Origin of the sequence: Pseudoalteromonas sp. 5Ae-yellow, assembly GCF_014077565.1 — a bacterium.
In the GTDB taxonomy this organism is placed as follows: domain Bacteria; phylum Pseudomonadota; class Gammaproteobacteria; order Enterobacterales; family Alteromonadaceae; genus Pseudoalteromonas.
In genome coordinates, this window is the sequence record NZ_JACGWD010000003.1 from 63892 (window position 1) to 78913 (window position 15022).

The window sequence follows — 15022 nt, forward strand, 5'->3', positions numbered from 1 at the left end:
TTTATCTGTAAAACTAAGGAATAACAATGGCGCAAGCGCAATCAGGGATTTGTGCTGAAGCAAACTTACACGGTTTGCACTTATTTTTTAATGTGTTTGATGGTCAAGACGAATCACTTCGCGCAAAGTTAAAACAAGTAAGCGCTATAGAAGAAGAGTTTAGCGATCAATTTTCAGAATCAATGCTCTCTTGTATGGTTGCTATTGGTGCGCAATACTGGCCGCATATCCTCCCTGAATACATTCCAAGCGAATTACAGAGCTTTCCCAATATAACCCATAGCGATCACCAAATGAGCGTACAACCGTGCGATTTATTTGTGCAAATTCGCTCTGACCGTGAAGATGTTAACCATTTATTTGCGCTGCAAATTTTAAAATTATTTGCCCCCGATGTTGAGCTGGTGGAGCAAATTCGTAATTTTCGCTTTTTAGATGGTCGTGATTTTAACGGTTTTATTTATGGTGGCGATACAGCTCATGGAAGAAAAAAGCGCGCTACGGCTTTAATTAGCAACCCTGGTAGCTTTGAAGATCAGGGGAGTTATATTCATGTTCAGCGTTATAAACATGATTTAACTATGTGGCAGCATTTATCATTGAGTGAGCAAGAGCAAATAATGGGACGTACGCGTCTTGATAACACGCTAATTACTCCAGCGGTCGAAACCAGCCATGCTTCGCGAAGTGAGCTAAAAGACGAAGACGGACAACCGCTACTATTAAATCAAAGCATGCCTTATGGCGACGTGTATGAGCAGGGAATGTTATCAATTACATGCGCTTGTACGGGCACCGCATTTGAAAAAGTACTTAATAGTCGTTTAGGGGAAGGGGATTGCTACGACCACTGGCTTGATTTTACTCAAGCCGATATGGGCTCTGCTTTCTTTGCGCCTTCAGTCGGGTTTTTAAAACAAATTTAGTTTGCTATTAAACCGTATCAAATAAAATGCGAACACGTTCAAGTGTTACATCTATTTCAGATATTTTAGCAGGAGCGATAAAAATAGTGTCATCGCCGGCAATAGTTCCTAGTACGCCATCTGCTTTACCTAATGAATCTAATAAACGTGCAATAAGCTGAGCAGCACCTGGGCTGGTACGAATGATGATCATCATTTCGTTGTGCATAATGTCGATTACTAATTGGCGTAATGGGCTTTTAGCCGTAGGTACACCCATTTCAGCAGGTAAGCAGTAAACCATTTCTTGCTTGGCATTACGCGTGCGTACAGCGCCAAATTTACTTAACATGCGTGATACTTTACTTTGGCTTATATTGTCAAAGCCTTGATCTTTTAACGCATCAACTATTTCGCCTTGAGATCCAAAATTTTCTTCTTTTAATAGTGATTTAAATGCTTTTACCAGTGCTTCTTGTTTATCTTGTGGTTGCATAGTCTTTATTCGTTTTTGTTATTTATGCTGCAAATTCTACACAAAAATGAATAATTATGCAGCAGTTGTTTAGTTAACTTGCCAGTTTGATGCGTTAAATCACAAAAGTTTACGACTATGGTCGAAAATATACTTGAAATAGACAGGATAAATTTGTTTTTAGTCGCTAATTTCATTATCTTAAGAGCCACAAATGTTTCCTACCTCAAATTACGGAGAATTCCAATGAAAGTTGCTGTATTAGGTGCTGCAGGCGGTATCGGCCAAGCGTTGTCTTTATTATTAAAAACAGGCTTACCAGCTGGCTCTGAATTATCACTTTATGATGTTGCACCAGTAGTACCAGGTGTTGCGGTTGACCTTTCTCACATCCCAACAGATGTTAAAGTTGCAGGCTTTGGCGCAGACGATTTAAATAAAGCGCTTGAAGGTTCTGACATCGTTCTTATCCCAGCGGGTATGCCACGTAAACCAGGTATGGATCGTGCTGATTTATTCAATGTAAATGCTGGCATCATCAAAACTTTAGCAGAAGGCATTGTTGCCAGCTGTCCTAAAGCGTTAGTAGGTATTATTACTAACCCAGTAAATGGCACAGTTCCAATTGTTGCTGAAGTATTCAAAAAAGCAGGTACTTACGACGCTAAACGCGTATTCGGTATTACTACGCTTGACGTTATTCGTTCAGAAGCATTTGTTGCTGAACTTAAAGGCGTAGACGTAGCAACTGTAAAAGTACCAGTAATTGGTGGTCACTCAGGCACAACTATTCTGCCTCTACTTTCTCAAGTTGAAGGTGTTTCTTTCACTGATGAAGAAGTTGCTGCACTTACTCCACGTATCCAAAATGCGGGTACTGAAGTTGTAAATGCTAAAGCAGGCGGTGGTTCAGCTACGCTATCTATGGGTGCTGCTGCAGCTCGTTTTTGTATGTCTTTAGTTAAAGGCCTACAAGGTGAAGAAGTTGTAGATTACGCTTACGTTGCTGTTGAAAATGGCGATGCAGAGTACTTTGCACATCCAGTACGTTTAGGTAAAAACGGTGTAGAAGAAATTCTTTCTTACGGCGAACTAAGCGCATTTGAAACAAAAGCAAAAAATGACATGCTTGAAACTCTGAAAAAAGACATCAAAGAAGGTGTTGATTTCATGGCGTAATAGCCGGTTTAAGCAACAAAAAAGCCTGCATTTGCAGGCTTTTTTATTGCTCAGAATTAATGTCACACTGTGTAACTAGTTAAAACTAGTGGTCGCGGTCAACCGCAATACGGGCAAGGCTTATAAGTGCTTGCTTATAGTCAGACTCAGCTAAAAAGTCTAAACAGGCAATGGCTTTTTCGGCCTCAAGCTCTGCTTTTTGCATTGTAAACTCAAGCGCATTAGTTTGTTTTAGTGCAGTTAAAATTTCTTCTAAATGCTCCATACCATTACTGTGCTCTATTGCATCACGAATGAGCTGTGTTTGCTGCTCGCTACCATGTTGCATAGCATAAATAAGCGGAAGGGTTGGTTTGCCTTCAGCTAAATCATCACCAATGTTTTTACCCAACTGTTCAGCATCTGCATTGTAATCAAGTACGTCATCCACTAACTGAAATGCAGTACCTAAATGCATACCGTACAGGTTTAGTGCATCGAGAGTACTTTGATCTTGCTCAGTAATAATGGCTGCAAGCCCTGTCGCTGCTTCAAACAACTTAGCTGTTTTAGAGTAAATAACCTGCATATAACTGGCTTCGGTCGTATCTGGGTCGTTGCAGTTCATTAATTGCAATACTTCACCTTCAGCAATAATGTTTGTTGCATCGGCAAGTACTTGCATAACCTGCATTTTGCCAAGGCCAACCATAAGCTGAAATGAACGAGTGTAAATAAAGTCACCAACCAATACGCTAGCAGCATTACCAAATTCAGCATTTGCTGTAGGCGTGCCACGTCGTAAGTTTGATTCATCTACAACATCATCATGCAATAGCGTTGCTGTATGAATAAACTCAACAATTGTTGCAAGTGTTATGTGATCTTTACCCTGATAACCGAGCGCTTTGGCTGCTAAAATAGCCAGCATTGGACGAACGCGTTTGCCGCCACTGCTAACTATATATAAACCAAGCTGATTAACTAACGCCACATCTGAGCGCATTTGCGCATGTATAAGTTGATTGACGTCATTCATATCGCTTTCGATTAACGCCTGGATAGCTTTTATATCCATTGATCTCCGAGCCAATTTTTATGTGTGAACGGCGCAGATTGTACAACAAAAAATGCACTAGCTCGATATTTTGTGACGATTGATTGAAAAAACACTATTAAAGTACTTAATTTAGACTGAATTAGCCAAGATAACTGATTAATTGATAATCAATATACAGTTTATGGTGTGCTTAGATATTAAGCTGTGAGGGTCATATTTGAGTACATTAATTTATTTCGACTAAGAGTTAAAAAGCGCTTGGCAAAAGGGCTAATTAATATAAAATGGGGTAAATATTGAATTGCTCTCAAAGCAGCTACTTTTTATTCATTTTAATTACAAAATAGGCTTGCTAGTTATTTCGCGTTAGCGTAAACTTCGCGCCCTATCGAAGAATATTTTAGTTGCGCCGATTTGAGGGTGCACAGACGGAGTTAATTATGTACGCGGTTTTCCAAAGTGGTGGTAAACAGCATCGTGTGACTGAAGGTCAAACGATTCGTCTTGAAAAATTAGACGTTGAAACTGGTGCGGCAGTAGAATTTGATTCAGTACTTTTAGTTGCTGATGGTGAGAAAATCGAGATCGGTGTACCGTTCGTAAACGGTGGCAAGATAACAGCTGAGGTTGTTTCACATGGTCGCGGTGAGAAGATTAAGGTTGTTAAATTTAGACGCCGTAAGCATTCTCGTAAGCAAATGGGCCATCGTCAATGGTTCACTGAAGTTAAAATCACTAGCATTAGCGCTTAATTAGAGGTACTTAGAAATGGCACATAAAAAAGCAGCTGGTAGTACTCGTAACGGTCGCGATTCAGAAAGCAAACGCCTTGGTGTTAAGCGTTTTGGTGGCGAATCAGTTCTAGCGGGTAGCATCATTGTTCGTCAGCGTGGAACTCGTTTCCACCCTGGTACTAACGTAGGTATCGGTAAAGACCACACTATCTTCGCAAAAGCAGATGGTAAAGTTCAGTTTGAACAAAAAGGTCCTTTAAACCGTAAATACGTAACTATCGTAACTGAGTAATCAGTAAGGTAGTTAAAAACCCCGCCTTTGCGGGGTTTTTTGTTTTGTAGTCAGCCAATATATACCCAAGCCTGCATTTGTGTTGGCTTGGGTATATAATAGAGTTATTAAACAAGCCAATCCCTAAAGTGAGTAATCATGAAGTTTGTAGATGAAGTAGAAATTCGCGCAGAAGCTGGAGACGGTGGCAGCGGCATCGTGTCTTTCCGTCGTGAAAAATATGTTCCAGATGGTGGACCAGACGGCGGTGACGGTGGAGACGGTGGTAGTGTTTATCTACAAGCTGATGAAAACTTAAATACCCTAATAGATTATCAGTTTGAGCGTTTCCATAGGGCTGAACGTGGCACTAACGGTCGTAGCCGTAACTGTACAGGCCGAAAAGCCGACGACTTATTTGTTATGGTGCCTGTAGGCACACGCATCATGGATGTTGATACCCAAGAGGGACTTGGCGACTTAACTCAACATGGTCAACGAATTTTGGTTGCAAAAGGTGGTTTCCACGGCTTGGGGAATGCACGTTTTAAATCAAGTACTAACCGAGCACCTCGTCAAAAAACATTGGGCACACCTGGTGAAGTACGTAACTTAAAATTAGAGTTACTATTATTAGCTGATGTAGGCTTACTCGGATTACCTAATGCAGGTAAATCTACGTTTATCCGCAGTGTATCTGCAGCGAGACCAAAAGTAGCTGATTACCCATTCACGACGCTTATTCCTAATTTAGGTGTGGTACGTCCTGAAGCAAATAAATCATTTGTTATAGCCGATATTCCAGGTCTAATTGAAGGTGCATCTGATGGTGCAGGCCTTGGTATTCGCTTCTTGAAGCATTTAGAGCGTTGTCGTGTGTTATTACACATTATTGATGTAATGCCGGTAGATGGTTCAAACCCTGTTGATAATGCATTCTCGATTATTAACGAGCTACACCAATACAGCCCTAAATTAGCTGAAAAGCCACGCTGGTTAGTGTTTAATAAAATAGATTTATTACCAGAAGACGAAGCAAAAGCGCTATGCGAAGCGATTGCAGAAGAACTGGGCGAAACTGAAAATATTTATCACATCTCAGCAATTAATAAACTTAATACTCAACCTTTAATCCACAACATAATGACGCTCCTTGATAGCATGCCTAAAGAGAAGTTTGTACAAGTTGAGGATGAAGAAGTTGAATTCAAGTGGGATACCTATCATGAAAAAGCCACTAAAGGTAAGGGCAATGATGATGATTGGGACGACTGGGATGAAGATGATTACGACGTAGAAGTAGTCTACGAGCGTTAATTAAATAGAATTTATTAAAAAGGAGCTTATGCTCCTTTTTCTTTGTTTAAGAATAAAGTACTAGGTGTTTATTATGATAATTTCAATGATTGCAGCAATGGCAAATAACCGTGTAATTGGCCTAGATAATAAAATGCCATGGCATTTACCAGCGGATCTTCAGCATTTTAAAAAAGTAACTACGGGTAAACCTGTGATCATGGGTCGTAAAACGTTTGAGTCAATAGGCCGTCCTTTACCTGGGCGTCGTAATATTATTATTACTCGAAACAGCGAATATACTGCAGAGGGTATTGAAGTGGTAACTACACCAGAGGCTGCACTAGAGTTAGTTTGTGCTGTTGAAGAAGTAATGATTATTGGTGGCGGTAATATTTATGAGCAATTTTTACCAAAAGCAGAACGCTTGTATTTAACCTTTATTGATTTAGATATTAAAGGCGATACACAGTTTCCCGATTACAATAAAGTTGCTAATTGGGACGTGAGAGAAGAGCAAGAAAACCTCCCTGATGAAAAAAACAAATCTAGTTATAACTTCGTAACCTTATATAAAGCACGTTAACATTATTGCGTAATTTTTAGTAGGTTGGTATAATATTAAACAGTCTATATAAGAATAAAGTACCATAAAGGGTTTGTCATGTTTAAATTATCAAAGCTAGTTGTACTTACTGCTGTTATCGCTGTAAGTTCATTTTCGTACACAGCACCTGCAAGTGCTGAAGATCAATTAGCGGTATCTATTTGTGAGTATATTGCTGCTGATGATAAAAACCGATTACGCAGCAAGCTTAAAAGCTCTCGTGTAAAAATCCGTAATATTTATGATGCAGTACAATGTAATGGTAATAATTTATTACGCCATGCTGTTGCTAGTAATGCAGTGGATACTGGTGAGTATATAGTTAAAAACTTATCAAAAAGTGCTTTAACAGATGGTGCCGATATTGCTTGGGCTGAAGGCAACTTTGCCAGTTCACCACTTATTGCAGTAATTAAAGATCGCGCTGGTCTTTAATCATAAATAGATTTTACAGCTCTACTTCCAATAAGTATTGTTGAAAAATTGATTGGTCTAGGTTTGTTATTAATAACAAACCTAGACTGGTTTCTCTTAGCTAATCTAATCTCACTTCCCAACAAAATCATTAATAAATTCACTATTTACCTATCTATTTTATATACCCAAAGTGTAGAGACTTCACTTTAAAAGCAGCTTCAAATTTACTTCTTCAAAAGAGGTAACTTTGTTCAGCTAGTATCTATTTTGTATCTGCTAGTTTATGTACAAACTTAATCACTAAGGATAGATATGAAAGCTGTAATTCCAGTGGCAGGCTTAGGGACAAGAATGCTCCCTATGACAAAAGCTATTCCAAAAGAAATGCTCCCTATAGTCGATAAACCTCTTATCCAATATATTGTCAGCGAATGTGTGTCTGCTGGTATTAAAGATATCGTATTAGTGACGCATAGCTCTAAAAATGCAATCGAAAACCATTTTGATACAAGTTACGAGCTAGAAGCGACTCTTGAAAAGCGGGTTAAACGTGCTTTATTAGATGAAATACGCTCTATTTGTCCGCCTGACGTAACTATTATGAGTGTTCGCCAAGGTGAAGCTAAAGGGCTGGGGCATGCTATCTTGTGCGCTAAACCAATAGTTGGTGACGATAACTTTGTCGTACTCCTGCCAGATGTGATACTTGATGCTTATACTGCCGATCAAAAAACTGAAAACTTAGTGGCTATGATTAAACGCTTTAAAGAAACTCAAGCAAGTCAAATAATGCTTGAGCCAGTAGCTAAAGAAGACGTTAGTAAATATGGTATTGCTGATATAAACGGTGTTGAGTTAATGCCAGGTAAAAGTGCTGCAATTAAAGCGATGGTTGAAAAACCTGATGCAGACTTAGCACCTTCAAATCTTGCTGTTGTAGGGCGATATGTACTGAGTAAGAATATTTGGCCTCTACTCGCAAAAACGACAGTAGGTGCTGGCGGTGAAATACAACTTACAGACTCTATTGATGCATTAATGGCACAAGAAACCGTTGAAGCATTCCATATGAGTGGGCGTTCACATGATTGTGGAGACAAACTTGGTTATTTAAAAGCTATAGTTGAGTACAGTATGCGTGACGAAAAGTTAGGTAATGACTTTTCTCGCTTTATAAATGATTTGAATTTGCCTTAACTACAGAGCAATAAATTTTATGAAAACTATAGAAGCTAAAATAGTTTTCATAAAATGTAGTGAACACGGTCTACAAACCTTTGCTAGACTACTCTGAGTTACTAAGTTAGTTACACTTTACCTACACTGTAATAGGTTACGTAGTATGATTGTTACTTATTCTGTATTGATCTTTTAAAGGAACCACCATGATTGAGCAAGGCCAAGAATTACCATCGGTTACGTTAACGCAATTAACTGACGACGGTATGCAATCTCTTACAAATAAAGAGTTGTTTGAAGGTAAAAAAGTCGTGTTATTTGCAGTGCCAGGTGCATTTACACCAACGTGTTCAAATGCACATTTACCTGAATTTATTACCCTTGCTGATAAAATTAAAGCAAAAGGTGTTGATGCTATTTACTGTGTATCTGTTAATGACGCATTTGTTATGAAAGCATGGGGCGACTCGCAGAACGCGCAAGAAATTACAATGCTTGCTGATGGCGATGGAAGTTTTACTAAATCGTTAGGGCTTGATAAAGATACCGCTAGTTTTGGTGGTTTACGCTCAACGCGTTACGCTATGATTGTTGAAAATGCAGTAGTAACTGGTTTATTTGTAGAGCAAGACAAAGAGTTTGTTGTAAGCCGTGCAGAATCAGTACTAGAGAAGCTATAACAGTAATAAAGTGTAGGTTTTAGCTTTAATTAATCAGCTACTTACTATTTAAAAACCGATGTTGGAAACAACATCGGTTTTTTATTTACGGCTCAAATTTTAAATTACGGTTGGTATTGTCCGCTAAGTGTTAAACCAGAGAAAGTGCTATAAGCGTTAACGCTTAAGTGCCAAGTACCTGCTTGTGGATTGGTAAATGTACATGTTTCTGCGTTGCCATTTTTATAAGGGCGACAATCGTATGAGCTTGCTGTTGGTTGGCTACCGTATTTTACAAATAAATCAGCATCGCCACTGCCACCCGATGTTGTTACTGTAAACGTAGTCATTCCAGCTGGTACATCTAACGTGTAATGTTTCCACTGCCCAGTATTGGCTGACACATCGCTTATAGTGCCGCCACCTGCTTGTGGAGTACCTGAACCGCCACCCGATGATGAACCACCAGTAATATTACCTACCAAGGTAACAGCTGAATACGCAGAGTAGCCGTTAAGCATTACGTGGTAAGTTCCCGCAGTAGGGTTATCAATAGAACACTCTTCGCTATTACCGCCTTTATATGGACGACAATCATAGGTAGTAGTTGTAGGTTTACTGCCTGCACGTACGTATAAATCAGCATCGCCAGTACCACCACTCATAGTGAATGTTACGTTAGTTGCACCGCTTGGTACTGTCATCGTGTAAAATGCTTGTGCATTTGCAGCCCCACTTAAACCTGTTTTAGCTTCACCATTAATAAGCTCGCTATCACCGCCTGTAGGCGGAGTAGTGTCACCACTTGCTGCTGCAACAGCTGCGGCTGCATCAACAATACCCGTACCACAGCTAGTACATGTAGCAGGGAATGAACGGGTTGTTGATTTTAAAATACTTTCTATTTCGTCAGGCGTTGCATCTGGTTTTGCTTGCTTAATAAGTGCCGCAACACCTGCTACGTGAGGCGCAGCCATTGATGTACCTTGCGAATAACCGTAGCTGTCGCTTGAAGGTGTAGACGAACCTGAATTGTAAGTTGATAGAACACCTTCAGAGTCGTTTGCAAAACTTTGCGCGCCACCCGGTGCTGCAACATCAATATTGCTACCGTAGTTTGAGTAATAAGCTCGACCGCCATTACGACCTACTGATGCTACGTTTACTACACCATTACAGTTACCTGGGTTGTAGTTTGCTGAGTTATCGTTATCGTTACCTGCAGCAATAACTACCACAGTGCCGTTACTACGTGCTGTGTTAATTGCATTTTGAGTTGTAGAGCTACATGAACCGCTCCCACCTAAACTCATATTAATTACATCAGCAGGGTTTGAGTTAGCAGGAATACCTGAAACACTTCCACCAGATGCCCAAATAATACCGTCTGCAATATCAGAGGTTAAACCACCACACTTACCTAGTACACGAACAGGAACTACTTTTGCGTTATAAGCTACGCCTGCAACACCTTCACCGTTATTGGTTACCGCAGCAACTGTGCCGGCTACGTGCGTGCCATGCCAGCTAGAGTTTTGTGCACCGTTAGTACCACATTCATTCGCAGCAACTGCATCACCAGGATCACGTGCATCGCTATCGCGACCACCACCGTCATTAGCTACCGAAAGGTTAGAGATCATATCGTAACCCGGTAAAATATTAGCGTTTAAATCAGCATGAGGGCGGTAGCCCGTATCTAGTACAGCTACAACTACACCGCTACCCGTTGCGGTATCCCATGCGGTCGGTAAGTTTAAACCACCGGCTTGCTCGTAGTAGTGCCATTGGTCATCAAAGCGTGGATCGTTAGGAGTTGAAAACGGCTTTAACATTTGATCCACTTCAATGTATTCAACATTGCCAGAATCAACCATTTCTTGCATAAACTCTTGGGCTTCTGCCGCACTTAATTTTTTATCAGCACGCATTACGTGGTGGTTATTAAGTGCCATTGCACGAATATATTTTGCTTTTACTTTGCCTTTTTTAGAAGCGAAGTTTTTAACAAAGCTTTGTGCGCGCTTTTTCATGCTAGACGGGCTTGCGTCAGCAGTTGAAAAGCTCGCCATTTCGTTATTATTTTTATATTTAATAATGAACTGAGTTTCGAAACTGCCTTGGCTTTGTAGTTTAGCCGATGTTTCAGCCATTGAACTTGAAACTGATTGAGCCATGCCAGATGTTGCTGCAAAAAGCGTACTAACTGTAATTGCAATTGCGCATCTTTTAAAAGTTTTACTAGTTGTCATAATTATCCCTAGATTTTTATTTATTATTTCGTGATATAAGATCACGATGCGGGAACAAAAGTAAACGATCTGTTAACTAGATTGAAATATCAATTTATTATGTACCTCTTTCATTTAGTTATAACCCAGGTTTTTAGCGGTTTACTCGTTGTTTAGTATTTGTCATATAAATTAAAAATAAGCATAAAGGGTTGTTTTATTGTGAGGGTAATTATTCCCTACTTATTACTGATATGTTTTTGTTGTGTTATTACTAATAATTCAAATGCTGCGTTGTTAGCTATTAAACTTTGCTATAATCGAGCAAATTTTTTAATGAGATAAATAAATGACCCAAGTAGATGTAATTGTAATAGGTGCGGGAGCAGCAGGATTAATGTGTGCAGCGCAAGCTGGATACCGTGGCCGAAGCGTTACAGTACTTGATATGGGGAAAAAACCAGGTCGTAAAATTTTAATAAGTGGTGGTGGGCGTTGCAATTTTACAAATGAAAATGCAACCCCGGATAACTACTTATGCACAAACTCTCATTTTGTTAAATCATGCTTAAGTCGTTATACACAGCATGACTTTATTGAGCTGGTGGACAGACATGGCTTGGCGTATCACCATAAAACACTAGGCCAGCTTTTTTGCGATAACAATGCACAAGACATTGTTGATATTTTACTAACAGAATGTGAGTGGGCCGGAGTAAATATAAAGCTACGCAGTGAAGTGATCAGTGTATCAAAAACCGAAACCGGCTATAGCGTTACCACAGAGCAAGAAACATTAAGCTGTGAGTCGTTAGTTATAGCATCAGGTGGCTTAACTATGCCAAAACTAGGGGCTACACCAATAGGTTATAAAATTGCAGAGCAGTTTGGCTTAAGCGTGTTACCAACCATGGCTGCACTTGTGCCGTTTACTTTGCATCAGCATGATAAAGAGCGTTTTGAAGGGCTCTCGGGAATTAGCATTCCTTGTGAAGTTTCAAGCGAAGACGGCACCGTATTTAAAGAAAACATCCTCTTTACTCACCGAGGGTTATCGGGCCCAGCAATATTGCAAATAAGCTCATTTTGGCGAGCAGGGCAGGCTGTAACTATAAACCTATTACCTGAAATTGATTTAAGGCAGCAACTTGCTGATTGGCGAGAAATGCAAGCACAAAAGTCGTTAAAAAATAGCCTTGCGACTATTTTACCTAAACGCTTTATAGAAATACTGCACGAAAGCAAAGCGATACCAGATTGTAATATTAATCAGCTTACCCATGCTCAAATAAATGAGTTAGTAAATTATATTCATGCGTGGCAAATTAAACCCAATGGCACAGAAGGTTATAGAACAGCAGAAGTAACATTGGGCGGTGTAGATACCGACGAGTTGAGCTCAAAAACCTTTGAAGCTAAAAAAGCTAAAGGCCTATACTTTATAGGCGAAGTAACTGACGTAACAGGGTGGCTTGGAGGCTACAACTTCCAATATGCGTGGAGCTGTGGATTTGCTTGTGGGCAGTACGCTTAAGTTTAGGCTATAAACTCATTTAAGTAAGTTGATTGAGTGATAACGGTTGAATCGTTATCGCTAACACTAACATATACTTTATTGCGTCCATTATTTTTAGCCTTATATAGCGCTGTATCAGCCCGCTCCAGTAGTTTTAGCACTGTATCGTCTTTTTGTATCGTTGCTAATCCAATACTTATAGTAAATGCTACATTTGTAACTGTGTTTTCGGCAATATACTTTCTCAGGTCATCGGCTTTTTTAGCGCTATCATTTAAAGAGGTGTTGGATAAAATAATAGTGAATTCTTCTCCACCCCATCGCGCAATAAGTGCGTCATTTCCCATACGGCTTTTTAATATTTTTGCAAATTCAGTTAGCACGTTATCACCAACCAAATGCCCGTAGGTCTGAGGGATCCCCACTTTATCCAGCGGCCTCTTTTTCGTAATTCAAAATAAAGTTTTTTAAACTTTTTTCTATATAGCTTTGTGTAATACGTCTCTTACATAGCTTTATGACTTGCTTGGCTAAGGTTAAAAATGAAAGAACTCGGCGATTCTTAACGCTATTTGCTTGAAATTTTATATGCCACTTTCTTTTTTCTGCTTCACACCCTATAAACCATAACGCAGTGCTCGCTATTGTGGCTATCAAGCATAATATTCCTATTCTATTTATGCCGGTGCTTTTACTAAAACGCCACGAAAAACCATATCTCAAACTTTTGTCATCGCGGAAATTTTGCTCTATTTGCATTCTTTTACTATATAAACCAACTACTCGCTTACTCGTCATTGTATTGTCTGATGTCGCGAGTAACCATGGCTCTTTAGCTAAGTTTTGATACATTTTTGTATCTTTCGTAAATCTGCTTTTTCCTTTTCTTCCTTTATTTTTTCCATGATATACGTGTAAAAATGCATCGCATGCTGTCGGGCTGGACTGAGTTAGTAGTGCTTGACCTAACGCCTTAGGTATATCGCTGGCACCAGCCCTAAGTTGTTTTAATGTATGCCATTGTGATTGCATGGCTAGTTTACACTTCATTGAGCCTCTTAATCGACCTATCATATGCCAACCAAGTTCGCGTACTTTACTATACCAAGGCGTAAGAAAGCCGCCGTCTGTTACAATATAGACACTAGGATGTCGTCCAAGCACTTCATAAAGTTCATCTAAAAACAGGCTGTTGGTTGCTGGGCTATCAAAATCCTTCTGCTCAACAATCATGTTATAAATCACGATAGAGCGCCCATCCACAAGTAAGCTTGCTCGCAGTAAGTGATAGTCGTGACCACAGGCACCGCTCCAGTCAACGGCAATTGCAAGCATGGGTAAAGAGTCAATAATAGGATGAGCTAATGCTTCATAGATAGCGACCCTTTCATTGTAGAGGTGAGTATTTTTTAAGAAGCGATCAACGCGTTTTATTTTATGTTTTACATCCACAGCGCCAGACAAATTTCTGCCGATTTCAGTTAGGGTAAGTTTATTGCCCGAAATTAATGCATTACTGCAGCTTAGTAATGTTTTTACTCTGGCATTATTGAATGGCGCTAATGCATGTTTAAAGTACTTATGGCAAACTGATGTCTCAGGCATAGCAGTTGTGACTTATGTGGGTTGTGGTGATTTACATAAGATCATAAATTGCTGTGCCTGTCACGTTTTGGGGATTCGTCAGCCCGTAGGTATCGTTTATATTTTTGAAGTGGTCTATATCGCAAATAAGTAAGCAATGTGGGGTTTTAAAAACGTCATTTTTAGCAATTAACTGTGATAATTCAAAATCAAATTTTTGCCTGTTATAAAGCCCCGTTAACTTATCGGTTTCTGCTAAGTGTTGAATTTCTAAGTTACGGATAGATAATCGAGTGTATGCCGAAAACCGTGTTTTTTCGTAAAACCTAAAAATTAAAATATGAGCAAGGCTTACCTCTATAAGATTAAATAAAGAGCCTAAGCCAATTGTTACAGTTTGCTGTTGTTGTAAATACACAAGATACGCACAAATAGCAAAAGCGACTGCACTAAATAGGCTTCCCCAGTTTCTTCCAACTAAAAAAAAGCTAAAAGGCGGGATTAACGTCGCCCAAAATAAAGAATGCGCATGCCCACCTACAGAAACCACAAACATCATTATTAAGCTAACGACCATAAGGGTAACAGCCCACGCTGCTGCATTTACATTGGCTGTTTTATTAAACCAAGTATAAATACCTAACGATATCGTAAGTCCTAAGGCATCAATTAAAGCAATGTCATAGCTTTTAAAATAAAAAAGATTGAGGAGTGTTAAAACTAAAAAGTAACATGTAGTTATTAGTAAAGAGTGGGCTATTAAGCGAGTACGCCAAAAATCCTTATGGTCTTTTGGGTATTGTGGAAACTCCTTATACCAAAAACCTAGCATAATGAACGACTCTTTAACCTCTGAATTTAGTGATTATTACTTATATTAGGCTTTTATTATAGTTTTTTACTTTGATTAAAACGCTTATATACGGTGGT

16 protein-coding genes are annotated in these 15022 nt (G+C 39.4%); 10 read left to right on the forward strand and 6 right to left on the reverse strand.

Annotated elements, in window-relative coordinates:
* Positions 1 to 26: 26 nt before the first annotated feature.
* Positions 27 to 926 carry a Dyp-type peroxidase gene (locus H4J63_RS01435; protein ID WP_182193972.1) on the forward strand — a complete coding sequence of 300 codons (900 nt, stop codon included), beginning with the start codon at positions 27 to 29 and terminating at the stop codon, positions 924 to 926.
* A gap of 7 nt (positions 927 to 933) precedes the next feature.
* Here the strand turns inward: H4J63_RS01435 and argR are convergent, their stop codons facing one another.
* Positions 934 to 1401: a transcriptional regulator ArgR gene (argR, locus tag H4J63_RS01440; RefSeq protein ID WP_002957753.1), complete on the reverse strand. Its 468-nt coding sequence runs from the start codon at positions 1399 to 1401 to the stop codon at positions 934 to 936.
* Between the two features lie 225 nt (positions 1402 to 1626).
* Between argR and mdh the strand changes: the two genes are divergently transcribed.
* Complete coding sequence (mdh, locus tag H4J63_RS01445) at positions 1627 to 2559, forward strand: malate dehydrogenase (protein ID WP_002957751.1); 933 nt, start codon at positions 1627 to 1629, stop codon at positions 2557 to 2559.
* A gap of 85 nt (positions 2560 to 2644) precedes the next feature.
* Here mdh and ispB read toward each other — a convergent pair whose 3' ends face one another.
* The gene (gene ispB / locus H4J63_RS01450; protein WP_182193975.1) at positions 2645 to 3616 is read right to left on the reverse strand and encodes an octaprenyl diphosphate synthase; all 972 of its coding nucleotides are present in this window, start codon (positions 3614 to 3616) and stop codon (positions 2645 to 2647) included.
* A 422-nt stretch (positions 3617 to 4038) separates the two neighbouring features.
* Here ispB and rplU point away from each other — a divergent pair, with 422 nt between their 5' ends.
* From rplU to H4J63_RS01485, 7 genes are all read left to right on the forward strand, one after another.
* Complete coding sequence (gene rplU / locus H4J63_RS01455; protein ID WP_002957748.1) at positions 4039 to 4350, forward strand: 50S ribosomal protein L21; 312 nt, start codon at positions 4039 to 4041, stop codon at positions 4348 to 4350.
* Positions 4351 to 4366: 16 nt separating this feature from the next.
* Positions 4367 to 4624, forward strand: a complete 258-nt coding sequence (rpmA, locus tag H4J63_RS01460; protein ID WP_002957747.1) for a 50S ribosomal protein L27 — start codon at positions 4367 to 4369, stop codon at positions 4622 to 4624.
* A 138-nt stretch (positions 4625 to 4762) separates the two neighbouring features.
* Positions 4763 to 5920, forward strand: coding sequence for an Obg family GTPase CgtA (gene cgtA, locus H4J63_RS01465; RefSeq protein WP_024604542.1), 1158 nt, complete (start codon positions 4763 to 4765; stop codon positions 5918 to 5920).
* Positions 5921 to 5993: 73 nt separating this feature from the next.
* A complete protein-coding gene (gene folA, locus H4J63_RS01470) occupies positions 5994 to 6485 on the forward strand; it encodes a type 3 dihydrofolate reductase (RefSeq protein ID WP_182193978.1) in 492 nt (163 codons plus the stop codon).
* A gap of 78 nt (positions 6486 to 6563) precedes the next feature.
* Positions 6564 to 6941 (forward strand): DUF3718 domain-containing protein, encoded by a 378-nt coding sequence (locus H4J63_RS01475; RefSeq protein ID WP_182193981.1) that lies wholly within the window; start codon positions 6564 to 6566, stop codon positions 6939 to 6941.
* Between the two features lie 294 nt (positions 6942 to 7235).
* Entirely contained in the window at positions 7236 to 8120 is an 885-nt protein-coding gene (gene galU / locus H4J63_RS01480) for a UTP--glucose-1-phosphate uridylyltransferase GalU (RefSeq protein ID WP_182193984.1), read from the forward strand.
* A gap of 188 nt (positions 8121 to 8308) precedes the next feature.
* A complete protein-coding gene (locus tag H4J63_RS01485; protein ID WP_007586078.1) occupies positions 8309 to 8782 on the forward strand; it encodes a peroxiredoxin in 474 nt (157 codons plus the stop codon).
* A 104-nt stretch (positions 8783 to 8886) separates the two neighbouring features.
* On the opposite strand, the gene H4J63_RS01490 is transcribed toward H4J63_RS01485, so the two are convergent.
* A complete protein-coding gene (locus tag H4J63_RS01490) occupies positions 8887 to 11013 on the reverse strand; it encodes a S8 family peptidase (RefSeq protein ID WP_182193986.1) in 2127 nt (708 codons plus the stop codon).
* 328 nt (positions 11014 to 11341) lie between these two features.
* Here H4J63_RS01490 and H4J63_RS01495 point away from each other — a divergent pair, with 328 nt between their 5' ends.
* Complete coding sequence (locus tag H4J63_RS01495) at positions 11342 to 12526, forward strand: NAD(P)/FAD-dependent oxidoreductase (protein ID WP_182193989.1); 1185 nt, start codon at positions 11342 to 11344, stop codon at positions 12524 to 12526.
* Between the two features lie 2 nt (positions 12527 to 12528).
* Here H4J63_RS01495 and H4J63_RS01500 read toward each other — a convergent pair whose 3' ends face one another.
* From H4J63_RS01500 to H4J63_RS01510, 3 genes are read right to left on the reverse strand one after another with little or no spacing between them, the layout of a single operon-like run.
* The gene (locus H4J63_RS01500) at positions 12529 to 12933 is read right to left on the reverse strand and encodes a GGDEF domain-containing protein (RefSeq protein ID WP_310734654.1); all 405 of its coding nucleotides are present in this window, start codon (positions 12931 to 12933) and stop codon (positions 12529 to 12531) included.
* A gap of 1 nt (position 12934) precedes the next feature.
* Positions 12935 to 14113, reverse strand: a complete 1179-nt coding sequence (locus H4J63_RS01505) for an IS4 family transposase (RefSeq protein ID WP_182193991.1) — start codon at positions 14111 to 14113, stop codon at positions 12935 to 12937.
* Positions 14114 to 14144: 31 nt separating this feature from the next.
* Complete coding sequence (locus tag H4J63_RS01510) at positions 14145 to 14924, reverse strand: GGDEF domain-containing protein (protein WP_310734655.1); 780 nt, start codon at positions 14922 to 14924, stop codon at positions 14145 to 14147.
* Positions 14925 to 15022: the final 98 nt, after the last annotated feature.

What these genes read in the sequence shown, in the direction of transcription:
- H4J63_RS01435 (WP_182193972.1), top strand. Translation starts at nt 27, where the DNA reads ATGGCGCAAGCGCAATCAGGGATTTGTGCTGAAGCAAACTTACACGGT.
- argR (WP_002957753.1), bottom strand. Translation starts at nt 1,401, where the DNA reads ATGCAACCACAAGATAAACAAGAAGCACTGGTAAAAGCATTTAAATCA.
- mdh (WP_002957751.1), top strand. Translation starts at nt 1,627, where the DNA reads ATGAAAGTTGCTGTATTAGGTGCTGCAGGCGGTATCGGCCAAGCGTTG.
- ispB (WP_182193975.1), bottom strand. Translation starts at nt 3,616, where the DNA reads ATGGATATAAAAGCTATCCAGGCGTTAATCGAAAGCGATATGAATGAC.
- rplU (WP_002957748.1), top strand. Translation starts at nt 4,039, where the DNA reads ATGTACGCGGTTTTCCAAAGTGGTGGTAAACAGCATCGTGTGACTGAA.
- rpmA (WP_002957747.1), top strand. Translation starts at nt 4,367, where the DNA reads ATGGCACATAAAAAAGCAGCTGGTAGTACTCGTAACGGTCGCGATTCA.
- cgtA (WP_024604542.1), top strand. Translation starts at nt 4,763, where the DNA reads ATGAAGTTTGTAGATGAAGTAGAAATTCGCGCAGAAGCTGGAGACGGT.
- folA (WP_182193978.1), top strand. Translation starts at nt 5,994, where the DNA reads ATGATAATTTCAATGATTGCAGCAATGGCAAATAACCGTGTAATTGGC.
- H4J63_RS01475 (WP_182193981.1), top strand. Translation starts at nt 6,564, where the DNA reads ATGTTTAAATTATCAAAGCTAGTTGTACTTACTGCTGTTATCGCTGTA.
- galU (WP_182193984.1), top strand. Translation starts at nt 7,236, where the DNA reads ATGAAAGCTGTAATTCCAGTGGCAGGCTTAGGGACAAGAATGCTCCCT.
- H4J63_RS01485 (WP_007586078.1), top strand. Translation starts at nt 8,309, where the DNA reads ATGATTGAGCAAGGCCAAGAATTACCATCGGTTACGTTAACGCAATTA.
- H4J63_RS01490 (WP_182193986.1), bottom strand. Translation starts at nt 11,013, where the DNA reads ATGACAACTAGTAAAACTTTTAAAAGATGCGCAATTGCAATTACAGTT.
- H4J63_RS01495 (WP_182193989.1), top strand. Translation starts at nt 11,342, where the DNA reads ATGACCCAAGTAGATGTAATTGTAATAGGTGCGGGAGCAGCAGGATTA.
- H4J63_RS01505 (WP_182193991.1), bottom strand. Translation starts at nt 14,113, where the DNA reads ATGCCTGAGACATCAGTTTGCCATAAGTACTTTAAACATGCATTAGCG.
- H4J63_RS01510 (WP_310734655.1), bottom strand. Translation starts at nt 14,924, where the DNA reads ATGCTAGGTTTTTGGTATAAGGAGTTTCCACAATACCCAAAAGACCAT.